The 25,981-nt window shown below is 36.7% G+C and carries 19 protein-coding genes, 3 tRNA genes, 1 pseudogene and 1 other annotated feature; of the genes and pseudogenes, 6 read left to right on the forward strand and 17 right to left on the reverse strand.

Going from position 1 to position 25,981, the window contains the following annotated elements:
• Positions 1-11: 11 nt before the first annotated feature.
• The 10 genes from GWD08_RS00065 to GWD08_RS00110 all read right to left on the reverse strand — a co-directional run bounded on the left by GWD08_RS00065 (position 12) and on the right by GWD08_RS00110 (position 12,617).
• Positions 12-1,523 (reverse strand): oligosaccharide flippase family protein, encoded by a 1,512-nt coding sequence (locus tag GWD08_RS00065; protein ID WP_159563850.1) that lies wholly within the window; start codon positions 1,521-1,523, stop codon positions 12-14.
• Positions 1,477-4,986: a transcription-repair coupling factor gene (mfd, locus tag GWD08_RS00070; protein WP_159563851.1), complete on the reverse strand. Its 3,510-nt coding sequence runs from the start codon at positions 4,984-4,986 to the stop codon at positions 1,477-1,479. Before mfd ends, GWD08_RS00065 begins: the two co-directional genes overlap by 47 nt.
• 2 nt (positions 4,987-4,988) lie before the next feature.
• Complete coding sequence (gene pth / locus GWD08_RS00075) at positions 4,989-5,558, reverse strand: aminoacyl-tRNA hydrolase (RefSeq protein ID WP_159563852.1); 570 nt, start codon at positions 5,556-5,558, stop codon at positions 4,989-4,991.
• Positions 5,559-5,628: 70 nt separating this feature from the next.
• Positions 5,629-6,744: a redox-regulated ATPase YchF gene (ychF, locus tag GWD08_RS00080; RefSeq protein WP_159563853.1), complete on the reverse strand. Its 1,116-nt coding sequence runs from the start codon at positions 6,742-6,744 to the stop codon at positions 5,629-5,631.
• Between the two features lie 98 nt (positions 6,745-6,842).
• Complete coding sequence (locus GWD08_RS00085; protein WP_159545501.1) at positions 6,843-7,247, reverse strand: helix-turn-helix domain-containing protein; 405 nt, start codon at positions 7,245-7,247, stop codon at positions 6,843-6,845.
• A gap of 124 nt (positions 7,248-7,371) precedes the next feature.
• Positions 7,372-7,569 carry a DUF951 domain-containing protein gene (locus GWD08_RS00090; RefSeq protein WP_159545499.1) on the reverse strand — a complete coding sequence of 66 codons (198 nt, stop codon included), beginning with the start codon at positions 7,567-7,569 and terminating at the stop codon, positions 7,372-7,374.
• Positions 7,570-7,670: 101 nt separating this feature from the next.
• Entirely contained in the window at positions 7,671-8,807 is a 1,137-nt protein-coding gene (gene dnaN, locus GWD08_RS00095; RefSeq protein ID WP_159548266.1) for a DNA polymerase III subunit beta, read from the reverse strand.
• A gap of 153 nt (positions 8,808-8,960) precedes the next feature.
• Positions 8,961-10,319, reverse strand: a complete 1,359-nt coding sequence (gene dnaA, locus GWD08_RS00100; RefSeq protein WP_159563854.1) for a chromosomal replication initiator protein DnaA — start codon at positions 10,317-10,319, stop codon at positions 8,961-8,963.
• A gap of 233 nt (positions 10,320-10,552) precedes the next feature.
• Positions 10,553-11,329: a ParB/RepB/Spo0J family partition protein gene (locus tag GWD08_RS00105; RefSeq protein WP_159561453.1), complete on the reverse strand. Its 777-nt coding sequence runs from the start codon at positions 11,327-11,329 to the stop codon at positions 10,553-10,555.
• A 70-nt stretch (positions 11,330-11,399) separates the two neighbouring features.
• Positions 11,400-12,617 (reverse strand): S1C family serine protease, encoded by a 1,218-nt coding sequence (locus tag GWD08_RS00110; protein WP_159548270.1) that lies wholly within the window; start codon positions 12,615-12,617, stop codon positions 11,400-11,402.
• Between the two features lie 209 nt (positions 12,618-12,826).
• On the opposite strand from GWD08_RS00110, the gene rlmH reads away from it, so the two are divergent.
• Positions 12,827-13,306: a 23S rRNA (pseudouridine(1915)-N(3))-methyltransferase RlmH gene (gene rlmH / locus GWD08_RS00115; RefSeq protein WP_159563855.1), complete on the forward strand. Its 480-nt coding sequence runs from the start codon at positions 12,827-12,829 to the stop codon at positions 13,304-13,306.
• Between the two features lie 60 nt (positions 13,307-13,366).
• On the opposite strand, the gene GWD08_RS00120 is transcribed toward rlmH, so the two are convergent.
• Positions 13,367-13,440, reverse strand: a tRNA-Arg gene (locus GWD08_RS00120).
• Positions 13,441-13,632: 192 nt separating this feature from the next.
• On the opposite strand from GWD08_RS00120, the gene GWD08_RS00125 reads away from it, so the two are divergent.
• Positions 13,633-13,704 (forward strand) — tRNA-Glu (locus tag GWD08_RS00125).
• A gap of 57 nt (positions 13,705-13,761) precedes the next feature.
• On the opposite strand, the pseudogene GWD08_RS00130 reads toward GWD08_RS00125, so the two are convergent.
• Positions 13,762-13,935, reverse strand: a pseudogene (locus GWD08_RS00130) (transposase); the annotation flags it as partial.
• A gap of 421 nt (positions 13,936-14,356) precedes the next feature.
• Here GWD08_RS00130 and GWD08_RS00135 point away from each other — a divergent pair.
• Positions 14,357-14,430 (forward strand) — tRNA-Asn (locus GWD08_RS00135).
• 132 nt (positions 14,431-14,562) lie between these two features.
• Here the strand turns inward: GWD08_RS00135 and GWD08_RS00140 are convergent.
• From GWD08_RS00140 to GWD08_RS00150, 3 genes are all read right to left on the reverse strand, one after another.
• A complete protein-coding gene (locus GWD08_RS00140) occupies positions 14,563-17,139 on the reverse strand; it encodes a YfhO family protein (protein WP_159563856.1) in 2,577 nt (858 codons plus the stop codon).
• Positions 17,140-17,350: 211 nt separating this feature from the next.
• Positions 17,351-18,970: an ATP-binding cassette domain-containing protein gene (locus tag GWD08_RS00145; protein WP_159545485.1), complete on the reverse strand. Its 1,620-nt coding sequence runs from the start codon at positions 18,968-18,970 to the stop codon at positions 17,351-17,353.
• An 81-nt stretch (positions 18,971-19,051) separates the two neighbouring features.
• The gene (locus tag GWD08_RS00150) at positions 19,052-19,924 is read right to left on the reverse strand and encodes a YitT family protein (protein ID WP_159545483.1); all 873 of its coding nucleotides are present in this window, start codon (positions 19,922-19,924) and stop codon (positions 19,052-19,054) included.
• A 134-nt stretch (positions 19,925-20,058) separates the two neighbouring features.
• Positions 20,059-20,297 (forward strand) — a binding site (T-box leader).
• 43 nt (positions 20,298-20,340) lie between these two features.
• On the opposite strand from GWD08_RS00150, the gene trpS reads away from it, so the two are divergent.
• From trpS to GWD08_RS00165, 3 genes are all read left to right on the forward strand, one after another.
• Entirely contained in the window at positions 20,341-21,363 is a 1,023-nt protein-coding gene (trpS, locus tag GWD08_RS00155) for a tryptophan--tRNA ligase (protein WP_159563857.1), read from the forward strand.
• 134 nt (positions 21,364-21,497) lie between these two features.
• Positions 21,498-22,979 (forward strand): IMP dehydrogenase, encoded by a 1,482-nt coding sequence (gene guaB / locus GWD08_RS00160; protein ID WP_159545479.1) that lies wholly within the window; start codon positions 21,498-21,500, stop codon positions 22,977-22,979.
• A 425-nt stretch (positions 22,980-23,404) separates the two neighbouring features.
• Complete coding sequence (locus GWD08_RS00165; RefSeq protein WP_159563858.1) at positions 23,405-24,268, forward strand: GRP family sugar transporter; 864 nt, start codon at positions 23,405-23,407, stop codon at positions 24,266-24,268.
• A 22-nt stretch (positions 24,269-24,290) separates the two neighbouring features.
• Here the strand turns inward: GWD08_RS00165 and recF are convergent, their stop codons facing one another.
• Entirely contained in the window at positions 24,291-25,388 is a 1,098-nt protein-coding gene (gene recF, locus GWD08_RS00170) for a DNA replication/repair protein RecF (RefSeq protein WP_159560128.1), read from the reverse strand.
• Positions 25,388-25,759, reverse strand: coding sequence for a S4 domain-containing protein YaaA (gene yaaA / locus GWD08_RS00175; RefSeq protein WP_159563859.1), 372 nt, complete (start codon positions 25,757-25,759; stop codon positions 25,388-25,390). Before yaaA ends, recF begins: the two co-directional genes overlap by 1 nt.
• Positions 25,760-25,981: the final 222 nt, after the last annotated feature.

Genomic DNA, 25,981 nt, shown 5'->3' on the forward strand with positions numbered 1-25,981 from the left:
CTTACATTCTATCATTTTTTAGTGTTAATTGGTAGATAAGACCATAATTTTTGGGGAAAGATCCTTAGGAAAATCGCTAGCGCAACAAAAAGCGCTAATCCTGACAATGTTGCTATTAGAAGTGTGATGAGACTAGACATTCTTCCAACATGGGGTAAAAGGCGAGCTAAACTTATAACAGTCAAAACCATTATCACCAAAATAACATAAAATTTACCATTAGCTAAGCTTTTAAAATCTATTTTACAATAATAAGCGTACAAGCCTAAAACAACCAGCAAAGGTAAGACAGTCGCCAAGGCACTGCCAACAATGGACCACTGCATGGTCATTGGAACGGTTAACATGATTTTCAAGCCAAGTCCAATTGTTAAAAACAAGAGTGACACCACACTATGTTGCTCAATAAACAATTGCTGATGAAAAAATTGTATTAGGCTGGCTAAACTGATGATGATAACATAAAAACTCAATGCCAACCAGCCACGATTATCCTTAAATAAAACAACATTCATTAAAGGTAAGATAGCCAAAAATCCCGCGGTCAAAGTGACATTAAAATAATAAATAAAGGTAAAGAAAGATTGGCTTTCAGTCCGATAAACGTCGCTATTAACAGCATAGTAACGTGTCAACTGAGGTAAAAAACTCGTAAAGAGAGCGGTTGAAAAAATAAGTCCAAATTGTAATAAGGGTTGGCCACGATCATAAATGCCTTTAGTAGTCTCTGCCAAGGCCTCTGACATCCCTTTGGCTATCAGGCTATTTTTAATCACTAAGGCATCAATCAGCTGAAACAATAATAAATACAGGGCATAAAAAATATAAACAAAACTTGAAAGACCCAGCTTTTTTAACACCTGACTTGGCATAAACTTCTGATGAAAATAAGAACTAAGCGAATAAGGACTAGTGAAATAGAAATAGAGTAAAATAACGACACTAGCAATAACATTTCCTGCCGCAGCAACATTGGCAGTAAGATAAATAGTCCAATGAAAGCAATAGTAACAAAGAGCTGCCGCAATAATTATGGCAATGCGAATGGTCTGCTCAAGCACTTGACTCACTGCTGTTGGGACCATATTATCATCTGCTTGAGCTAAGCCACGATAAAACGAGGTGAAAGGAACGGTTAGTAAAACCAATCCACTGATGATAATTGCTGGCGCTAAAGCAGGACTGCCAATACTATTTGCAAGCCATTGATGACATACAATTAAAACAAAAGACAACGCAGCACTCACTAAGAGTTGTAATTGAAATAAGTGTCCTAGCTGCTTTTTTTCTGTAGTTTGAGAGAGACTAGCGACAACATTTGGCAAAGCAGTTAAACTCAAGGTTGTTATAATAGCTAAAAGCGGGTAAATTTGCTGGTAAGCAAAGAAACCTCTATCACCCACCAGGTTTTGATAGGGAATCCGATAGATAGCAGCCAAGATTTTGGACACTAAACCACTAATTGTAATGATGAAGCTAGACTGTTTTGTTAATTGAAGATAGTTTTTTTTGTTTAATCTCACTGAGTGCTTCCCCAAATAGCATTAATTCTTCTAATATCTGATAATCTTTTTTTCCTCTAACATCAAATGTAATTTCGATTTTACCTCGCTGCTCACTAATCGTAGCTTTCAATTGCGTTTTTGATAAGGCCCCAAAATAATCTTGGGTCATAAAATAATGTAAAGAGACTTTTTCAAATCGAACAAAGACTGTAGAACCTCGTTTTTCAATTATTTCTGCAAAAGCAGTGTCCATATACCATTTTAATAAACCAATTTCTAGCAAATAGGCCGCTTGATCAGGGTATTCCCCAAATCGATCGATTAATTCATCCTGCAAAGCTTGATAATCTGTGTGGCCTTCTATTTCTCTAATGCGTTTGTAAATATCAATTTTTTGTCGTTCATCTTCAATATAGTCACTAGGTAAAAAAGCATCAATCATAAGGTTAATTTCCACATTACCTTTGAGACGAATGTGCTGTTTACCTTGCTTTTCAGCGATTGCTTGTTCTAACATCTGGGAGTACATTTCAAAGCCGACTGAATCAATAAAGCCGCTTTGAGAAGCGCCCAAGAGATTACCTGCACCACGGATAGAAAGATCGCGCATGGCAATTTTAAAGCCTGAGCCTAGTTCGGTGAATCCCTTAATCGCTTCTAAGCGTTTTTCAGAAACTTCTGTTAAGATCTTATCAGGACGATACATCAGATACGCATAGGCAATGCGGTTAGAGCGACCAACCCGTCCTCGCAATTGATACAAGGTTGACAAGCCCATATGATCTGCATTTTCTACAAACAACGTATTAACATTGGAAATATCCACGCCCGTTTCAATAATGGTAGTAGCAACTAAAATATCATAGTCTCCGTTGATAAAATCAATCAATGTATTTTCCAGTTGCATTTCACTCATTTGACCATGAACAAAACCAATGGAGGCTTCTGGCACTAATTCTTGTAGCTCAGCAACTTTCTTGTCAATAGTGTCAACTTTGTTGTAAACATAAAAAATCTGCCCGCTCCGCTCTATTTCCCGAATAATCGCATCGCGAATAATGCCTAGATTTACTTCCATGACATAAGTTTGCACTGGGTAACGATTGGTCGGCGGTGTTTCTATTACAGATAGATCCCGAATACCTAACATAGACATGTGTAGAGTTCGTGGAATTGGGGTCGCAGTTAGAGTTAGGACGTCAACTTTTGTTTTTAATTCTTTGAGCCTTTCTTTATGTTTTACGCCAAAACGCTGCTCTTCGTCAATAACGATCAATCCTAAATCTGAAAAAACGACGTCTTTTGATAACAAACGATGGGTCCCAATAATAATATCAATGTGGCCTTGCCGAAGTTTATCTAAAGTTTGATTTTGCTCCTTCTTGCTTCTAAATCGGCTCAAAACATCTACGTGTATGGGATAATTTTCAAACCGTTCTCGAAAATTATCATAGTGTTGCTGAGCAAGGACTGTTGTGGGAACCAAGATAGCTACTTGTTTATTATCTTTTACAGCCTTAAAGGCTGCACGCATAGCCACCTCTGTTTTCCCAAACCCAACATCACCTACTAAAAGGCGATCCATAGGACGGTTACTTTCCATGTCACGCTTAATTTCTTTTATGGAGCGCAATTGGTCCGCAGTTTCCACAAAGGCAAAGTCATCATCAAAAGCATGCTGTAAATCATCATCAGGAGAAAAGGCAAAACCTTTTTGTTGGCTACGTTCAGCATATAATTTTAATAAATCATCTGCTATATCTTCAACTTGCTTTGAAACTTTTTGCTTTGCTTTTTGAAAACGCCCATCATTTAGTTTGTTGATTTTAGGCGTTTTACCATCAGCAGAGACATACTTTGATAAGGTTTGGATTTGTTCTACTGGCAACGAAATACGATCATTATTTTGATATTGGATGGTCACATAATCGCGATGGACGCCCTGGATTTTGATGGTTTCAATGCCCATAAACTGGCCAATACCATGAACACTATGGACAACATAGTCTCCTTTTGTTAGTTCGTCATAGTCTTTAAGCCGCTCAGCATTCGTAATAGAAGTACGACGAACACGTCGCTTGATTTTTTTATGGTAAATTTCCTGTTCTGTGATCAGAGCAAGCTTTTCATCGGCAAAATAAAAACCTGCAGATAATTGACCAACAATAATTTGAGTAGTTTTTGGTTGAATAGCTTTGCTATTAACAAGCGGAATACTATAATCAAAATCAGCCAAATTTTTAAGTAACCGCTCATACCCCTTATGAGAATCAACCTGGATAATAACAGTAGCCTGATTTTTATGATAACGTTTTATTTCATCGATTAATAAGGGAAATTGATTGAAAAATTCTTGCATAGGGTATTGGGTGAAATTATAGATCTTTTCAAACTTAATATTTCCTAATCCCTTATGAAAATTTGAAAAATAAGTAGCTGGTTTATAGCTCCTAAGTGCTTGATAGGAGTCTGCAAAATAACGAAGTCTTGACACTGCTTTACCTTGTTGTAAATCTTCTGTTAACAAATGAGCGGTCTCTAAATCAAATGTCGCATTTTTATCTACTATTTTTTGAAAGTCATCAATAAAAATGGGAGTTTCTTTTGGTAGGTAGTCTAACAAAGTCCATTCTTTTGCATAAAAAAGGGAACTAAACTTTCTTAAATCCCTATGTTTAAAGTGTTCCTTGCTTGCTGCAAATATATCTTGAAGATAGGTCTTATCTTCTAATTGGCTTAATTGAATTGCTTTTTCAAGTGCCTCTACTCCTCTGATATAATCATCATCCAGCAAAATAAACTCCGTTGCTGGGGTAATCAAAAAGTTCTCTAAAGTTTGAGAGGATTTTTGATTTTCCGGATTAAATTGACGAATGCCATCAATCTCATCACCAAAAAATTCTATCCTGATAGGCCATTCTTGGGTCAGATCATAAATGTCAATAATATCACCGCGTTTACTAAATTCACCCGGATTCATAACTTGATTAACACGTTCAAACCCCATAGCCACCAATTGATGAACCAAAGAGTCAGGATCTAGGTCTAAACCTACTTGTAAATGAGGCATACTATTTAAAAATATCTTAGGATCTGGCAATAAAATACGCGTTCCTACAAGGCTCGTTACTACAACCCCTGATTGGGTAGGATCAAGTAAAAATTGTAAAGCCTGAATCCTTGAAACAGCTTTATCTAGTGACGAAAACAGGAATTCTGCAGCGGCAGCATCATCTGCAAAAAATGGAAAAACAGCTTTTTCTCCTAGCAATGTCACTAATTCACTAGCTAACTTTTCAGCTTCATTTTGACTGGCAGTAATAATAAGTAATTTTCCTGAAGTGGTACGATAAGCACAAGCTACCGCAAGGGCTTTACTAGAAGCCGATAAGCCCATGATTAATTGACGAGTTTTTTTTCCTAATGCCTCTTGCCAAGCTGCAATTTGTTTATTCTGCCTAAATAATTCTATAATATCCATAATTACCCATTGTATTTTTGCATGGTCAATGCAAAGTCTTGTTCTTGTAAATAAAAGTTGACAGCATTGACAACCTTTTCTAAAGCAATATCAATCGCAATTGCTGCTTCCTTATCAAATTTTCCTAAGACATGATTGATAACCGTCATATTTTTAGCAGGTCTGCCTATACCGATTTTAATGCGATTAAATTGCTGTGTTCCGACTTGTGCAATGATTGACTTTATGCCATTATGACCACCTGCAGAACCCTTTTGGCGAAAGCGAAGTTTACCAATCTCCATATCTAAATCATCATAGATGACAATCATATCTTTGACCGAAATATTGTAATATGTTAACAGTGCCTTGACAGCTAAGCCACTATTATTCATAAAAGTAGTCGGCTTTACAAAGTAGACTTTTTCCTGATTGAGGAAAGCAGCTCCAACAAGGGCTTTGAACGTTTTATTTTCTGTAAAGGTGACGTCAAGATTATTGACAATGCTGTCAATTGCCATAAAACCAACATTGTGTCGTGTCCCCTCATATTTAGAACCTGGGTTACCTAGTCCCACAATCATTTTTACCATTTTTTATCCTTTCTTAAATAGGAAAAGGGCTGGAAAGTTTTTCCAACCTTTTCATTATTCAATCTTCATCTTAGACATTAAACCGAAATTCCATTATGTCACCATCTTGAACGACGTAGTCTTTACCTTCTTCACGTAGGCGGCCTGCCTCTTTGACTGTTTTTTCTGAACCATAGGTCATTAAATCGTCATAAGACATGGTTACAGCACGAATAAAGCCTCGCTCAAAATCAGAATGAATAATACCAGCAGCCTGTGGCGCTTTAATACCTCGCTTAAAGGTCCAAGCCCTTACTTCTTTTTCACCAGCAGTAAAGTAAGTTCCTAAACCGAGCAGATGATAGGCAGCACGGGTTAATTTATCGACGCCAGACTCTGTTAAACCGATAGCTTCCAAGAATTCTGCCTTATCTTCATCATCAAGTTCTGAAATTTCTTCCTCTGCACGCGCTGAAATAACAACTACTTCTGCATTTTCAGTAGCAGCAAATTCACGAATTTGCTTGACATAGGTAATAGCATCTGGATCAGCAACCTTGTCTTCATCAACGTTAGCTACATAGAGGACTGGTTTTGTTGTCAACAAAAATAATTGCTTGACAATACGTTGCTCTTCTTCTGTAAATGCAATAGTACGAGCCGACTTGCCGTCTTCAAGAACAGGTTTGATTTTTTCAAGAACAGTAAATTCTGCCACTGAATCTTTATCTTTTTGTGTGCGAGCCATTTTTTCAACACGCGCATAACGCTTATTAATAGACTCTAAGTCAGCTAAAATCAATTCAAGATTAATGGTATCAATATCAGCCATTGGATCAACAAAAGCGTCTTCACGGCCCTGTTCACGCATGACATTTTCATCATCAAAAGCGCGAACAACGTGTACAATCGCATCAACCTCACGAATATTTGCTAGGAATTTATTCCCTAACCCTTCGCCTTTAGATGCTCCCTTAACGATACCAGCAATATCAGTAAATTCAAAAGTTGTAGGAACAGTTTTTTTCGGAGAAATCAGCTCTGTCAATTTTTGTAAGCGCTCATCTGGCACCTCAACCATTCCAACATTTGGATCAATCGTGGCAAAAGGATAATTAGCAGCTTCTGCCCCTACTTTTGTAATAGCGTTAAATAAAGTTGATTTACCAACATTTGGTAAGCCTACAATACCTGCTGTTAATGCCATGGTTACTAAATCTCCGTTCAAAATTTCAATCACTTATATTATATCAAAAAATAGGGTTAAATGCCTATTAACTAAGAAGCATTTTATACCCGAGAATATTAAAATATTATCCAAAAGATAAAAACTATCCAAAATATCAGGATTACAATCCACCAATATTCTGATACAAGGTCAATGAAAATTGCAAGGCCATCACGTTTTTCATATTTTCCTGTCTCTGGATTAATGGCATATTCTCTACCTTTAAGAAGATTCAGGCTGTCATTTTCTAGAATAGTTTCCTTATCTAATGATGACGCTGATTCTTTTCCTCTCACTAAGTAATCAAGTGTCACGTCAAAAATGTCAGCTAGCCTGATTAAATTATCTAAATCCGGAGTGCTATCTCCGTTTTCCCATTTTGATACGGCCTGCCGAGAAACAAATAACTGTGCTGCTAGGGCATCTTGAGATAACTGATGTTTCAATCGTAATTGCTTTAATTGTTCTGCAACTGTTGTCATTAGTTATGATTACCTTTCGTCTTTTAATACCTTTAGAATAACTGATTTTTCAAAGACATACTAGCAATTATTGAAGCAAACATGGGTTGCAAATATGACTAAAATCCCTGGCTTAAAAGGATTTTTACGGTTGCAGCACTTTTTTTAATCTCCGCTCAAAATCATGCCGACTCATCATCACAAAATGCTGACAGTTAGTGCACTGAATTTTAATATCTGCCCCTAGTCGCATAATTTGCCATTCATTTGCTTTTTTTCCAGTTGCCTTAATGATACAAGCATGGGGTTTTTTTAATTCCACAATTGAACCAAGTTGATACATAAGGTCTCCTTACCATGATTAGTTTAGTTATATCATACCAAAAAATAAGCCCCAAGGACTTATTTTTGATATAAGAAGAGTCGTGTTTAAGGGGGCTAGTCTTAATTTGTTCTAACTGGCGTAATGAGCTGAATAAAATCCGTTTCTTCTTCACCAGGCATTAGTGTAAATGGACGAACAGGAGAAACAAAACGAATGCGGACTGTTTCACTTTTTAAAGCCTTCAATGACTCAATTAAATAAGTGGGGTTAAAAGAAATGGTTAAATCAGAACCTGATTTTTCTAAACTTTCCAATTCTTCATTAACTTTACCAACTTCTGGTGAATTAACTAAAGCAGTGATGGTATCACCAGCAATTTCAAGCTTAACCGTTCCACTTTGGGTAGCATTTGAAACTAAGAAAGCTCGTTCCATGGCGTAGCGTAAAGCTTGAGTATTAAATACGACTTCGGTTTCAAATTGCTTCATTAACAAACGATCGGTATCAGGATAATTTCCTTCAAGCAGCCGCGTATAAAAGGATATATGTTCACTTCTAAAGAGAATTTGACTAGGTGAGAAGAAAATTTCAACCTGTTCAATATCATCTGTAAAGACGGTGGCAAATTCACGAAGTGATTTACTTGGGATAACCACATCAAAATTACTTGCTGTTTTATCTAAGGTTAAAAGGCGTTGCGACATACGATGCGAGTCTGTAGCCACAGCTTTAAACTCTTTATGATTACTCAAGACCAAGTGCACCCCTGTTAGAATTGGCCGACTTTCTTGAAGACTAGCTGCAAAAGCAGTCTCTGAAATAATCGTTTTTAGCAATTTTGTTTCCAAAACAAGAGGATTTTCAGTTGAAACTTCCTGTAACCGTGGATACTGAACAACATCCTTTCCCTTTAAGGTGATTTCTGATTTACCACTGGTTAACACAACTTGTTGATTTTCAATTTCCTTAAACTCAAGGCTGACATCTGGCATACTAGAAACAATATTGATGAAAAAAGATGCCTCTAATAGAATAGCTCCTGTATCAGTAATCAACAGCCCTGCATTTTCATTACTTACTGGAATGGTATTTTCAATAGATATTTGCCCATTAGATCCTGTTAAGGTAACATCTGTTTGATTAACCTCAATTTTGATAGTAGATAAAATCGGAATAGCATTCTTTGAACTGATAGCTCGTTTAGTAGCACTTAGTGCTTGGATAAATAAAGAGCGATTAATAGAAAATTGAATCATGGGAACTCCTTTAATTATAATATAAATTGTAATAGTAGTAGTAGGTCTTGTGTACAAAGGGGATAAGTAAGCCTAGTATAGTGAGGGCAATGCTTCTAGTCTGTTCACAACTTGTGGATAACTTAGAAGAATTGCTAAGACTTATCAACAGCCCTATTTTATTTTATTTTTGATGGTTTCAATTTCAATTCTAAGACTGTCATCTTGGGCAATCATATTTTTGATTTTATTGAAAGCGTGTAGAACAGTTGAATGATCTCGGCCACCAAATTCTTTTCCAATTTTGGGCAGTGAATTATCCGTCATTTCACGCGCTAAAAACATGGCTACTTGTCTTGCTAAGACAATATCTTGAGTGCGTTTGGTAGCTTTGATTTCCTTTACAGTAACCCCATAAAATTTACCGACCTCTTGTTGAATATCTTCAATTGGGATAATGGTCATTTTTGGTGTGTCTAATTTGCGGGCACGGATAGCTTCAGCTGCAATATCAACGGTAATCACATCAATTTGCTTAAAGTTAGCCACTAGGCTAATGTCTTTTAAAGCCCCCTCTAGGTCACGTACATTGGAATCAAATTGCCCAGCCAGGTAGTCAATGGTATCTTGTGGAAAAGTAAAATGATAGTCTTGAATTTTATTGGTTAAAATAGCTACACGTGTTTCAAAATCTGGTGGTGTGATTTGAACCGTCAAACCCCATTTAAAACGCGTCACAAGCCGCTGTTCTAAATCATTTAGCTGGTCTGGTGTTCGATCACTGGTTAGAACAATTTGCTTATTGTTATTATGCAGAGCATTAAAGGTGTTAAAAAATTCTTCCTGGGTACTTTGAAGGGTTTTTTTAGCTAAAGATTGAATGTCATCAATTAACAACAAGTCTAAGTTTCTGAATTTTTCTTTTAACTCATCCATAGTGTCTAATCGGATATTAGTTACGAATTCATTAATAAAATTTTCAGCAGTAATGTATTTAATGCGAGCATTTGGCCGCTCCAATAAGACAGCATTACCAATGGCATTTAATAGATGCGTCTTTCCAAGTCCAGGTCCACCCCAAATAAATAAAGGGTTATAAGTGGTCCCTGGGGTATTAGCGACAGCTATTGATGCAGCTACAGCCCAGCGATTTTCATCTCCTTGAATGAAATTTTCAAAACTATATTTAGGATTTAAATCGGAAGTCATTAGAGGGACTGGTTGGATAGCCTCTCTGGAAAAAACATGATGCTGTGGTTGGGTTTGTGGATTTAATGCTTCTAAATCATCTTCAAAGACATATTTGACTGAAATTTGAGCATTAAAAATCTCAAAACCGGCTGTCAAAATAACATCTTTTAGATTTTTTTCCCAAAAAAGTTCCTTCATATGGTCTAGGTAAATTGTTGCTACTTGGTTTTCGACATTAATAAGGCGTGCATCAAGCACAAAAAATTCAAAAGTAGCTTGTTTTAATTGGCTTTGTGCAAGCTCTAAGATCCTATTCCAAAACAATTGTTCATTTTCAGTCATTAGGAATTCCTTCTAGTAGGTTATACGTGCTTTATTCTACCACAAAATAAAAAAGTTTTCCACAAGTGTGTGTGGAAAACTGGACTTACTCACAGGATGTGGATAAGTTTTGCACATTGTTATTTATAGTTTTCCACAGCTTGTGGAAAGAACTTAAAAACCATTAGAATCAAGGAAGTAACACCATTCTCTCTGTGGAAAAATCCGTACAAGATAGTAGGCTTATAAACAGTTTATGTCAATTTGTTGATAATTCTGTTCATTTCTTGCTCATTGGCAAAATGAATCGTAATAGCACCACTTTGTTTTTGAGGATGATAAGAAACAGAAGTATCTAAGCCTAAAGATTGGGCTATTTCTTGTTCAATTGCTTGAATGAAAATGTCCTTAGATTTTACTTTTTTGACCTTTTGATGTTGCTCTCTAATGAGCTGTTCTGTTTGACGAACACTTAAATGATAGCGCCGAATGTTATCAAAAAACAAAAGCTGTTCTTTTTGGTCGTCAACACTTAATAAGGCGCGTGCGTGACCAGAGCTGATTTCTTTTGCCTCCAAGGACTGACTTATTAGTGCAGGAAGTTGCAATAAACGAATAGTATTAGTAATGTAAGGTCGTGATTTGCCCATAAATTTGGCTAATTGCTCATGGGTCATTTGCTTTTTATCAAGAATCTTTTGATAAGCTTTAGCTTCTTCCAACGGGCTTAAATTGCTCCGCTGTAAATTTTCAACAATAGCTTGCTGCATACTTTCAGTGGTTGATAACTGTCTGACAATAGCTGGAATTTGCGTTAAGCCTGCTATTTGAGTGGCCTTAAAGCGCCTTTCACCAGCGATTAATTCATAACCGTATACCTCTGATTTTCGGACCAGGATGGGTTGAATCAGCCCATTCATTTTTATTGATTCTGCTAGTTCTAATAATTCAGCTTGGTCAAATGTTAGACGAGGTTGGTGAGGATTTGCTACAATTTCTTCTACCGGAATATTAATAATTTGTTCAGTCATAAGTACCTCTTTACACTGTAAAAACCTTTACATTAGTGTAAAGGTTTTTAGGATAGTTTGTCAAGCTAAGCTATCTTCGAGGTAAATCCTTAGTAGTTTTTGTCAACTTAATAGTTGTTGTTTTTTTACTATTTCCTCGATAGAATGTGATTTTAATGGTGTCATTTATTTCATGACCATAAAGTTGACTCTGTAAATCACTGCTTAATTGGACGGCCTCACCGTCAATTTCAGTAATAATATCATATTGTTCTAACTTACCGGCTGCTGGCATATGCTTGTTGACAGAGGCTACGACGATACCACTTGTGACATTTTTGGGGACCCCTATTTGATTAAGTGCATTAGTAGAAAGATCACTTAAGTTCACCATTCCAATGCCAAGTGCTGGGCGGATAACTTCACCATTTGCTTCTAATTTATTGATTATTTTAAGGACATCATTTGCTGGAATGGCAAAACCAATCCCTTCAACAGCACCACCAGATGCACTGGCAGAAGTAGATGAAATCTTACTAGAATTAATCCCGATAACCTGACCTTCAATATTAATAAGAGGCCCTCCTGAGTTCCCAGGATTGATTGCAGCATCTGTTTGAATAGCGTTTGTAGAAACAGTTTGGCCACTTTCGTTTTTAAGGGTTACTGTTCGACTCAAACTTGAGACAATCCCTTCAGTAACAGAGTTAGCATACTCAGTTCCAAGTGGGCTACCAATAGCAATGGCTTCTTCCCCAACGCTTAATTTAGCAGAGTTGGCGAAATGGGCAACTGTTTTTACCTTATCAGATGGAATTTTAACAACAGCCAAATCAGAATAAGTATCTGCACCAATTAATTTACCAACAACTTTTGTTCCGTCTGCTAGTAAGATTTCAATACGTTCAGCACCGTCAATAACATGATTATTGGTAACTAAATAAGCAGAGTTCCCATCTTTTTTATAGATTACTCCGGAGCCTTCGCTGTAGATAGCTAACCCATCATCTTTTTTGGAATTATCATTATTATTGCCAAATAAATTTTTAGATGGATCAAGAATGGAACCAGAGGATACTTTTTGATAGTTAATAACTGAAACGACCGCATTTTGCACAACTTTAACAGCCTTTGTAGTGTTAGTTGTGTTTTTATAGGTTACTTTACTGACGGTTGTAGGATTAGAATTGACTTCTTGTGGCGTATTGGAATGGTTGATTCCATTTAATAAGAGGGTCGCAAGGAAGCCACCTAAAAAACCTGCAATAAGAACCCAGAAAAATTGAGAATATTTTTTGAATGTTGACACGAACTTTCCTCCTAATTTTCTACATAGCTTATAAAACTCTGCTTAATTATACCTTAAATGCCTGTAAAATGAAAGAAATCCACAGCTTGTGGAAAACTTTTACTAAGGATTATAAAAAAGCTTAGTTTATGCACTTTAAGGGAAAAACTAAGCCTTTAAGAAATGTGGATAAAGTGTGATTTGCATTATTTTATGCTATAATGATGAGCATGAAAGTAAAAATTATTTGTGTCGGCAAATTAAAAGAAGCTTATCTTAAAAACGGTATTGCTGAATACCAAAAGAGGCTATCGCGTTTTTGCCAGTTTGAGGTCATTGAGTTACCGGATGAAAAAACACCAGATAAAGCAAGTTCGACTGAAAAAGAGCTTATCATGGCAAAGGAAGCAAAGAGAATTCTCAACAAAATTGGCGCAAGAGACTTCATTGTTGTGTTGGCTATTGAAGGAAAGCAGTTATCCTCTGAACAATTTAGTGAGATGATCCAGCAAGCTACTTTAAGGGGATATTCCGATTTAACCTTTATTATTGGAGGCAGTTTAGGCCTAGCAAAAGAGATTAAAAACAGAGGCCACCAGCTTTTAAGTTTTGGAAAGCTGACCCTCCCTCATCAATTAATGCGCTTAGTTCTTGTTGAGCAAATTTATCGTGGTTTTATGATTCAAGAAGGTAGTCCTTATCATAAATAAACAATAACGGTTTCATGTGAAACAAAAAAAGCAGCAAGTAATCACTTGCTACTTTTCCTTTGATCCCAGCAGGATTCGAACCTGCGACCGTTCGCTTAGAAGGCGAATGCTCTATCCAGCTGAGCTATGAGACCTCAACTCCATTATTTTACAAAAATGCTCTACTTTTGTCAAATTGCCTTTAACACTACTTGTTATGATTGTCATTGATAAAATAAAAAACATTTAGAAAAAATAAAAAATTTTTTTAAAAAAGTCTAGACAAACCAAAACATTCTGATATAATAATAAGAGTGTTAAGGAGATGCCTCTCTTAAACAACTTCTGGTCCGTTGGTCAAGGGGTTAAGACACCGCCTTTTCACGGCGGTAACACGGGTTCGAATCCCGTACGGACTATTTAATTGCCTATGGCAATTATTTAGCTCTATGTTTACTGTAGTGGGTGACTTATAGCTAAGCGCGAGAGGAGACGAAATTCGTCTTCTCTTTTGTTATGTTCAAAGCGATAAGGATGCGAGTTTTAAAATGTTCAAAGTTTCGAAAACCAAAGGCATTGCGCTTAATATCTTTGATAAGTTTGTTTGTTGCCTCAGGCTTGGCGTTCGAATAAGGCAGTTGGATGGCATTAGTGACCTATTTTTTGTAGCGAACAAGGGTATTGAGAGCAATCCTGAAAGCTTGATTGAGGTTGGGGCAAGCCTCTGTTATCAGGTCAAAGAAATGGCATTTTCGACGGCTTTTGGAAGTCGTATTTTACTTGTTTTCCTCCACAAGTCGGACACCCTTTAGGCTCATAATCAAACCTTACATAGACTTCAATGTGCGTCTCACATTTAAAAACGTTATCTAATGTGATATGTTTATCTTTAATTCCGATTACTTCTGTAGTATGTGATAGAGTTGTTCCATATGATGCTTTCTAATGAGTGGTTTGGTTACTTTTCATTATAAGTCATATGGGACTTTTTGTCTGCTGGAAAAAAGGCTCATAATCTCTAGAGTGGCGTTACCCACTACAGAAATTATAGAGTTTTTTTATGTTAAATTATCCGGCATAGCTCAGTTGGTAGTAGCGCATGACTGTTAATCATGATGTCGTAGGTTCGAGTCCTACTGCCGGAGTCTTAAAAAGTGATTGATTCTCAACAAGAGTGCGTCACTAGGGCCAAGTGAGGATTAACTTGATTTACTCTTGTGTTAAACATCAGTCCTCTTACCAAGCATCAGTTAACCCAAAAGGACAGACTTAAAACATTAAGCCTGTCTTTTTTTCTTACTGTAATAATAGCTACTAAAGTATAATAGGCAACCTAGAACACTGATTAAACCGCCCGTTTTTAGCCCATAAGGAAGAAAAGTTAGAACCACTTTACCTTTACCAGATGGAATGTTAATGCCAACAAGACCATTTTGAATTTTGCGTAAGGTGACAGATCGACCGTTCACCTTAGCCTTCCAGCCCCTATCGTAGGGAATAGTGTAGATTAAGGTGGAAGGGTGGGGAGCTTGATATGTTGTGAAAATGTTGTTTTTAGCCACTTGACTTGTTACTTTTCGTTGCATGATAGCTGTAAAGCTTTTTTGATAAGTGTCAATATCCAAGGCATAAAAATGCGGTTGATCAAAAGAAACGCTCTGACTATTTGGAAAAATCAATTCGACATCACTAGTTTTTTCTTCATTAATGTATCCTAAATCAAACAATGAAAAGGTATTATCAAGGGTATAGTTCATTAAACCTTGGTTTATTCGAATGGAAAGGTTTTTTTCTTGAGCATTGGAAACATTTAAGTGAGGCAAACTAAGGTAGACTTGCTGATTGGCTGGTATTTTAAGGGTATAGCGAACGAGCGTATCTTTGGAGTTTTCTAAAGCTTTAACCGTAAAGCGATGATTAAGGCCTACTAATTTAGTTACTGGCTTTGCCTGAATTTCTTTAAAATAGTTGTACTTGGTTTGATTGATGTGATTTAAAAATCGCGTTTGATTATCAAGTGTGTTTATGGAGATTGGAATATCTTGATACACTTTTTTGGACATGATTGCCAAATCATTGGCATAGTGATTTTGATAAAGGATAATGCCATTTTTGAAGGCTTGCCTACTAAAGCCAAATTTAGCTAAGGGCCAGGGGCTTAGATTGTATTTTATATTAAAAAGACTATCCATCAAGAGAGTATTGTTTTGGTATCTCAGATTGAGATTGCTACCATCTGATTTATAGCCGAGGCGATCAAGCAACTGGCTGGAAGAACGATTACGGATAGATGAAAATTGAGATATACCATAATAATTGTATTTCATACTATCGTTACCTGTTTGGGGAACTAACTGCTCCATACGGTAGAAATTTGAATGGGTAGCACGGGTTTGTTTGACTAGTGTATCTATCGCTGTTAAATTTTTATGATAGGCAGAACGTGAAGGAAAGACCCATTCATTACTGATTCCTTGAATTTGATAAAAAGTATTTAGAGATACATCAAGTAAACTAAAAATAAGTAAAAAACTAATAATCACCAGACGAGGAACATTATTTTCAAACTCTACCCAAATAATAATGAAGTAGGCCACTAAAATTGCTAGTGTTAGAAATAAAAGATGAACTGCTAAAAAAGAATAACGATCAAGATTAATATAAGGAAGAGCTAAACAGGTTCCTAAGATAAGAAAGCTAAGATAGAGTTGCTTTTTAGTTATTTGGTGAAATTGTGATAAGGTTTCAAATGAGATGAGGATAAGCAATAATGAAAAACACCAAGCATAACGATGCAAAAACATATTTGGCGCGTGCATTCCTTGCCAAACTAAATCCAAGGGTTCAATGTAAAAACTGACACCAATAATCAAGAGGCTCACGGCATAGGCAAGACGACGCTTAATGGAGAAAGCAGACATGGTGAAAAAGATACAAGATAAAAACAAAGGCAAAATCCCAACATAGATCATAGGAATTGCATTAAATTTAGTGGTGTCAAAAGCACCTAATTGGTATTTTGCTAATAGATCTAGTACCCCCCTTCCTTCAATAAAGAAATGAGTGCTGGTTGACAGGGTTTCACCATGTTCTTTTAAATCTAAAATAGTAGGCAAAAGCATCACGGCACTGGTTAAGGCTGCACATATTGACACAAATGTAAATTTACCAAAAAAAGCCACTTTTTGTTTTAAAGGCCTTATTTCAGAAACTTCAATACTGAAGTAGATAATGAGAAACAAGGACATCATATAACCAAAATAATAATTTTGGAAAAATAATAAGGCTAAGGTAAAGTAGTAAAGTAAACTTTGCTGTTTTCTTTTTAAGTGTTGAAATCCTAATAAGATTAAGGGAATGAGAATAAAGACATCTAACCAGGTATTCAATTCAAGTTGGCTGGTCAAAAAACTCATAAGTGTAAAGCACATGGCTAGTAGCAATGTCAAGTAGTCCTTGACACCCTTGTAAATGTGCTTGAAGCTAAAAAAGGAAGCCAAGCCGATGCTAGCAAACTTTAATAGGGTAACAAGATAGATTGCATCTGGCATCCTCTTTATATCAAAAAAGTAATATAAAGGCGAAAAGAAGCTACCGAGATAATAACTAATTAAGGCATAAAAATTTAAGCCAAGACCACTTGTAAAGGTGTAAAAGAAGCTGTCATTTCCATGTAAAATGTTGCGGAATGCTTGTGCAAAAATCACATATTGATGAAAGGCATCACTTGCTAAAATCGTCTTATCACTTCCCCAGTAAATTCCCATTGAAAAAAGAACGCTTCCAAGTATAAGCGGAGGAAGTAGAAAACTGCACAAATAGTAATAAATAGAACTCTTGGACTTGGTAGACATTATTGATACCTTTCTATGCCAAAAAGATAAGCTCAACTAGTCTTATCTCAGATAAAAGCTTAAATTGATTGGCCTATTTGCTTCTATCATTAGTTTATCGCTTAAGCAAAAAATTCTTATAAACTCTGTTAAAACAGGATTTATAAGAATTTATATTTTTAAAGTTCTCTTTGTTGCTTAACGAAGTAAATCCTCGAAACATAAAAAAGTGTTAACGCCATAGTTGTGCAACTTTTGCTTGAATTTCTTCATTTGCCAGAAATTCATCATAGGTTTCATCAATGCGGTCAATGACGCCATTTTTTGAAATTACAACAATATGATTGGCGATTGTCTGGATAAATTCGTGGTCATGACTAGCAAAGATTACGGATTCTTTGAAATCCTTAATACCATCATTAAGACTTGAAATAGATTCTAAATCAAGGTGATTAGTCGGATCATCAAGGATCAGGACATTTGATTTCAATAACATGAGTTTTGATAACATGACACGTACTTTTTCTCCACCTGAAAGCACGTTGACAGACTTGTTAACGTCATCGCCAGAAAAGAGCATGCGTCCTAAGAAACCACGTAAAAATGTATTATCGTCTTCTTCTTTTGCAGCAAATTGGCGAAGCCATTCTAAAATAGACTCATCTGTGGCAAAATCTTTGGAATTATCTTTTGGTAAGTAAGAGCGACTGGTGGTTACTCCCCATTTGATTGTTCCCTCATAATCAATATCATCCATAAGAGCACGCATTAAGGCAGTTGTTTGAATATCATTTTGACCAATAATAGCAGCTTTATCACCTGGTCGAAGAATAAAGCTAATATTATCAATGATTTTTTCACCTTCAATTGTGACAGATAAATTTTCTACGGTTAGAAAATCATTTCCCATTTCACGTTCGGATTTGAAGTTGATAAAAGGGTATTTCCGACTGGACGGGACTATTTCTTCTAATTCAATTTTATCAAGCATTTTTTTCCGAGAGGTTGCTTGTTTAGATTTAGAAGCATTAGCTGAAAAACGGGCCACGAATTCTTGTAATTCTTTGATTTTCTCTTCTGCTTTTGCATTGCGATCAGCTTGTAAGCGGGCGGCTAATTCTGAGGATTGCTTCCAGAAATCGTAATTACCGACATATAACTTAATCTTTCCAAAATCTAAATCAGCCATATGGGTGCATACTTTATTTAGGAAATGCCGGTCATGGGAAACAACAATAACTGTATTTTCAAAATCAATGAGGAAATCTTCTAACCAAGCAATCGATTGAATATCAAGTCCATTGGTTGGTTCATCAAGTAATAAGACATCTGGCTTTCCAAATAAAGCCTTTGCTAAAAGGACTTTAACCTTATCACCATTTGCGAGTTCACTCATATTTTGATAATGAAGGGCTTCAGCAATATTGAGGTTTTGTAGCAATTGTGAAGCTTCACTTTCAGCTTCCCAACCACCTAATTCAGCAAACTGCCCTTCTAATTCAGCTGCTCGGACACCATCTTCTTCTGAAAAGTCTGCTTTCATGTAGATAGCATCTTTTTCTTTCATAATATTATAGAGCTGTTCATTACCCATGATAACAACATCAATAGCTCGTTCTTCTTCATAGTCGAAGTGATTTTGGCGCAATACTGACAGACGCTCATCCTGGCCTAAAGCTATGTGACCTGTTGTTGGTTCAATATCACCAGCTAGAATTTTTAAAAAGGTAGATTTTCCAGCACCGTTGGCACCAATTAAACCATAGGTATTTCCACCTGTAAATTTGATATTAACATCATCAAAAAGTTTGCGGTCACTAAAACGGAGTGACACATCAGAAACTGTTAACACTAGTTCACCTCATCTATTTTCTCTAAACATTATTGTACCTAAAAAAGCCCCTTTTTTCAATTGTAAGGGGGAGTTATCAGTCTACATTGGAAGTAAGACATCTTGATCTTCCATTTTGTAATGTTTGGTAAGGCTAAAGCCGCGTCCCATAACTTGTGCTGCGGGCATAACGACCATAAATGCGGTATCATCAATCTCTAGGATTTTATCTTGAAGAGCAGGTAGCTCATAGGTGGTAACAATGGCCATTAACATGACCTTGTCAGTAACTGTGTAACCACCTCGAATAGGGATTTTGGTAACGCCACGATCCATAACTTGGGTGATATGGTCTTTAATTGGTTGATAGTGTTCTGAAATAATCATAACATTTTTAGAAGAAACAAAACCAGTTTCCATGGCATTAATAACATAGCCAATCACCAGTAAACCTATAGTTGAATACATAACATCATCAGGTGATAGAGCAATAAAGCCTAGTAATACACTGATACCATCAACAATTGTCATGGCTACTCCAAGCGATAGTGGTGAGTATTTGTGTAAGATTTGGGTCAAAATCCCTGTTCCGCCGGTTGAGGAATTTCCCCAAAAAACTAAGCCAAGGCCTAAACCAACAATAATGCCGCCAAAAATAGCAGCTAGTAATTGATTAGTCGTTATTGTGGGGAGAAAGTTGGTTAACTTAATAGCAAAGGGATAAATCCACGAACCATACAAGGTTTTTAAAAAAGTCTGCTTACCTAGAAAAAAGTAACAAAGCAATAATAATGGAATATTGCTAAGCATTAAAAAGAGTGATGGACTGATGCCAAATAATTCTTTTATAATAACAGAAATACCAACCATTCCACCTGAGGCAATGTTATTATGAACAAACATCGTATTAAAACCCACAGCGGTAATTAAAGTTCCAATGGTAACATAAAAAAAATCCATGACCCTTTTTTGCATGTCATCAACTCCTTTTCTTTATTTTAGATTATGTTGAAATTGTAGAGACTTATTATCTCTTAAAGACAGGACATCAGTCAAGTAAAATCTCTGAAAAAAATGAAAAGTTATTGACAAAGGTTTCAAATTTTCATAAAATGAAGCTTAATTAGAGAGTAGTCTTGAAGAGCTTTATAGAGAGCTAGTGGTTGCTGCAAACTAGTATGCCTCAGGATGAATTGGACTAATGGTATGATTGAGAGCAAACCATAACTCTCAGGATTAGCACTCCTTATCGTGCAGCTTCTTTGGTTATAGAGAAGAATGAGATAATTCCTAATTAGGAGGAATTAATTGAGGTGGTACCGCGCTAACAAGATTAGACGCCCTCGCGTTTTTTGACGTGAGGGATTTTTTAATAGTTTAAGGAGGTAATAATGACAAAACCAATTATTTTAACAGGCGATCGCCCAACGGGAAAACTGCATTTAGGTCATTACGTTGGCAGTCTGAAAAATCGAGTACGATTGCAAAATGAAGACAAATATCAATTGTTTGTTTTTCTAGCAGACCAACAGGCATTAACAGATCATGCAAAGGATTCTGAAATAATTAAAGAATCTATTGGCAATGTGGCTTTGGATTATTTATCAGTTGGCTTGGATCCTAAAAAATCAACCCTTTTCATTCAAAGTCAAATTCCGGAGTTAGCTGAATTAACGATGTACTATATGAATTTGGTCTCTTTGGCTCGCTTAGAACGCAATCCAACTGTTAAGTCAGAAATTGCTCAAAAAGGTTTTGGAGAGAGTATCCCAACAGGCTTTTTGGTATATCCCATTTCACAGGCCGCTGATATTACTGCTTTTAAAGCAAACTTAGTACCAGTAGGTAATGATCAAAAACCAATGATTGAACAAACACGTGAAATTGTTCGTAGTTTCAATCATACCTATAAAACAACTTGCTTAGTGGAACCAGAAGGGATTTACCCAAGTAGTGCAGGAGCTGGTCGTTTACCAGGGCTAGATGGCAATGCTAAAATGTCGAAGTCATTAGGCAATGGTATTTACCTTTCTGATGATATGGATACTGTTCGCAAAAAAGTTATGAGTATGTATACAGATCCTAATCATATTAAGGTGGAAGATCCCGGTCAGATTGAAGGAAATATGGTTTTTCACTATCTGGATATATTTGCCCGCAAGGAAGATTTGGCAGAGGTGCAGGCAATGAAAGAACATTATCAAAGAGGTGGGCTTGGCGATGTCAAAACAAAACGCTACCTTTTGGATATTTTGGAACGGGAATTAGCACCTATTCGTGAGCGCCGCTTAGACTATGCTAAAGATATGGGAGAAGTCTTTCATATACTAGATCAAGGAAGTCAAGCAGCGCAAGCCGTTGCCGCAAAAACCCTTTCAGAAGTAAAAGCAGCTATGGGAATTAATTATTTTTAAAATCAGGAAAGTTTGCTTGCTTTCTGGTCGTCATTTTCCGTTATTGACAAATGGTAATAGCGTGTTATGATAGTAACAATAAAAATAAGCTGGGTATTTTTACCTATAATGTCTAAAGAAAAGAGGATGATTGAATGTCGAATTGGGATAATAAATTCGTAAAAAAAGGCTATACCTTTGATGATGTCTTGCTAATTCCTGCTGAAAGCCATGTTCTTCCAAACGAAGTGAATCTTAAAACAAAACTTGCTCCTAATTTAACATTGAACATCCCGATTATTACAGCAGCGATGGATACCGTTACAGACAGTAAGATGGCCATTGCAATAGCACGTGCTGGGGGGCTTGGTATTATTCATAAAAATATGTCCATAGCTGAACAAGCCGAGGAAGTTCGTAAGGTAAAGCGCTCAGAAAATGGGGTCATTATTGATCCGTTCTTTTTAACTCCTGATCATCAAGTAGCTGAAGCTGAAGAATTGATGCAACGTTATCGCATTAGTGGGGTGCCGATTGTTGATTCCCTTGCAAATCGCAAATTAGTAGGGATTATTACCAATCGTGATATGCGTTTCATCTCTGATTTTAATTCTCCAATCTCTCAACACATGACTAGTGAAAAATTGGTAACTGCTCCAGTAGGGACTGATTTGGAAACAGCAGAACGCATCTTACATGAGCATCGTATTGAGAAATTACCGTTGGTAGATGATAACGGGCGATTATCTGGTTTAATTACAATTAAGGATATTGAAAAAGTTATCGAATTCCCTAATGCTGCTAAGGATGAATTTGGCCGCTTATTAGTTGCTGCTGCTGTAGGGGTTACTTCTGATACTTTTGATCGGGCAGAGGCCCTATTTGAGGCTGGGGCGGATGCTATTGTCATTGATACAGCACATGGTCATTCTGCCGGTGTCCTTCGTAAAATTGCTGAGATTAGAGCGCACTTCCCTAAGAAAACACTCATCGCTGGTAACATTGCAACTGCCGCTGGGGCACGCGCTTTATATGATGCCGGCGTTGATGTGGTCAAGGTGGGAATTGGCCCAGGATCTATTTGTACGACTCGAGTAGTTGCTGGTGTAGGTGTTCCACAAATAACAGCTATTTATGATGCCGCAGCTGTTGCGCGTGAATATGGAAAAACTATTATTGCTGATGGTGGGATTAAGTATTCTGGTGACATTGTTAAAGCCCTTGCTGCTGGTGGTAATGCCGTGATGCTTGGTTCTATGTTTGCAGGTACTGATGAAGCACCGGGTGAAACAGAAATTTTCCAAGGCCGCAAATTCAAAACCTATCGCGGAATGGGTTCAATCGCAGCTATGAAAAAAGGTTCAAGTGATCGCTACTTCCAAGGTTCAGTTAATGAAGCTAACAAACTTGTTCCAGAAGGAATTGAAGGACGTGTGGCCTATAAAGGTGCAGTAGCCGATATTGTCTTTCAAATGCTAGGTGGTATTCGCTCTGGGATGGGTTATGTTGGAGCTGCCGATCTAAAAGCATTACATGACACGGCTCAATTTATTGAAATGTCAGGTGCAGGCTTGATTGAAAGCCATCCACATGATGTTCAAATAACCAATGAAGCACCGAATTACTCTGTCAAATAAAGTAAGATATAATCGTGACTTAGTTGCAAGCGTTGCTTATTTTCTCACCTTTATCAATAAAGCATAACTTGTTTTTTTGCTCTATGATGATAAATGAAATGTGATTTACTCTAAAGAATAGTTGGCTGATTTTTAACTATTCTTTTTTGTTTGCGTGAAGTAGGGATGAAAAGAAGGTTGTTTAAGTGATAAGAAAAAGCAGCTCCTTGTAAGAGTTGCCGAGCTATGGTTTGCCTTACATACTTTTTGCTCTGCAATTCTTGTGGACTAAGAAAAAGCAATCGAAGAATCGATGCTAGTCTTTTTTAGTTCCTTGAAATTAATGGCAGCTTACGATATAATAATTGTTCAAGTGCTGTAAATAAAGCTATCTTTACTAGTTGTTTACAGTTTTGTAAATTATATTGACAGTAAAAGGAGTGTAAATGGAAGGGATTTTATATGCTCTAGTTCCAATGGTTGCCTGGGGAAGTATTGGTTTAGTGAGCAATATTTTTGGTGGAAAGCCATCGCAACAAACCTTTGGTATGACCCTTGGGGCTTTAGGGTTTGCCCTTATGGTTTTTATCGTTGTAAAACCAGAGACCTCTCTGAACTTATGGGTATTTGGTATTTTAGGTGGTATTTTATGGGCTATTGGGCAAAATGGCCAGTTCAAAGCCATGCAATACATGGGAGTCTCAGTCGCAAATCCATTATCAAGTGGATCACAGCTAGTCTTAGGGAGCCTAATTGGAGTGCTCTTTTTTCATGAATGGGTCCAAACTTGGCACTATGTTTTAGGTTTCACCGCTTTAATACTCTTAGCGATTGGATTTTATTTTTCAAGTAAAAAAGATAGCACGGGTCAATCGGATACGCAGCACCGCGATTATCCAAAAGGTTTTAGAGCCTTAACCATTTCAACAATAGGTTATGTTATGTATGTTGTGTTATTTAACAACATCATGAAATTTGATCTTCTTGCAGTATTATTTCCTATGGCTATTGGGATGGTCCTTGGTGCAGCTTATTTTATGTCCTTCAAGCTTAGTTTTGATCGTTATGTCATAAAAAACAGTGTTGTCGGTCTCATGTGGGGAATTGGAAATGTCTTTATGCTACTAGCTGCTTCAAAAGCCGGCTTAGCAATTGCATTTAGTTTTTCACAAGTAGGAGCAATTATTTCTATTATCGGCAGTATCTTTTTGTTAGGTGAGAAAAAGTCAAAACGAGAAATGCGTTGGGTCTGGATTGGTATTGCCTGTTTTGTCCTTGGCGCAGTTATGTTAGGAATTGTAAAAGCTTAGTTAAGCCAATAAAAAGCAGACTTTAGGAGTCTGCTTTTATGCTACCTTTTTCGATTGTAAACGTTTTAATATCAGTTGGCAATTGTGAGAGGTGTTCAAGACTAGTTGTGGTGATAAATGTCTGGACATGCTCATTAATAACAGTCTCTAATAACTTAGTCTGTCTGGTATTGTCTAACTCACTCATCACATCATCAAGAAGTAAAATAGGATTGTCCCCGGTTAAAGCTTTCATTAAGCCAACTTCTGCTAGTTTTAATGAAAGGATTAAACTGCGGTGTTGGCCTTGACTTGCGTAGTTGGCGTCTACCTCATTAATATAAAAAATTAAGTCATCGCGGTGGGGGCCAAGGCTAGTATTACGTCGAAACATATCTCGTTTGTGATTAGCTGCGAGTGCCTTCATAAACTGTGTGAGGAGTTCTTCATTCTTATTTAGAGGAAAGGATGACTGGTAATGGATAGCTAATTCTTCTTGTTGATTAGAAATGGATAAATGGTGCTTTTTAGCTTCTTTTTCTAAAGCAGTGATAAAATCAAGGCGTTGTTGGATGACACGACTGCCAAAGTAAGCAAGTTGTTCATCTAAAACAGCCAAAAAGTCCTTATCAATTATCTGATTATGCTTAAGGTAGCTATTGCGTTGCTTTAAAACATGGTTATATTGAGAAAGATCAGCAAGGTAGACAGGCTTTATTTGCCCCAAATCAATATCAATAAACTTTCGTCGAAGACTAGGTGCTCCCTTTACCAATTGTAAATCTTCTGGTGCAAACAAAACAACCATCATATTACCAACGTAGTCCGATAGCTTAGACTGTTTAAGTGAGTTGATTTTGGTGATTCGTCCTTTGTCTGAGAGTTGAATCTCTAGAGTAATACTACCACTTAGACGATTAATTTTACCGGAGAGTTCGACCTCTTTTTTAGAAAAATGGATTAGTTCTTTATCGGTTCTAGTTCGATGGCTGCGCGTTAAAGATAAAAAATAGATGGCCTCTAAAAAATTAGTTTTCCCTTGTGCGTTATTTCCGATAAAAACATTTAAATGTGGAGAAAACTCAGCATTTAAAGAAAGATAATTACGATAATGATGTAGGGTTAATTGCTCAATCCACATTAGTTAACTCCTGGAAAGCGCATGCGTTTAGTTTTAGCTGGCGTCTGCGCATTTTTCTTCGTTTTCCCCTTTTGCTGTTGATTTATTTCTTTGACCATTTGAGCAACCCGCTTTTTTTCTTCTATCTCTACAAGGTGTTGTTCTTGTTCTTCAGGTGTTGGCTCAATAATGGTGATTGTTAAGTCTTGCTCAGGTAATGTAATCATATCACCAAGACGGATTTTTTTGCCGCGCCTTGTTTCGACCTCATTGTTGAACAAGACTACATGCTCGGCAAGAAAGCCTTTGATCGCACCGCCACTTGGGATAAGAGATAATTCTTTTAAGAGGGCTTGAAGGGTTATGTATTCAGAATATAATTTGTATTGCATGGTGTTCTCCTCTAACTAATTCAAGTCATTATAGCATAAATGAAGGTAAATTACATTTTTACAAAGAAGTAATCGATGCTGCAGTTATATGCTAGATTCTTATTTTATATGGTAGGTCATTAAATAAAAAAGCAGGTTTGAAACTTTTTGAGAGAGATTAAATGTAAAAGTCTAAACCTAAAGCTAAATAAATAGCTCTAAAAATGGTATAATTTAAGGAAA

The sequence above is a fragment of the Streptococcus halichoeri genome (assembly GCF_009870755.1).
Lineage (GTDB): Bacteria > Bacillota > Bacilli > Lactobacillales > Streptococcaceae > Streptococcus > Streptococcus halichoeri.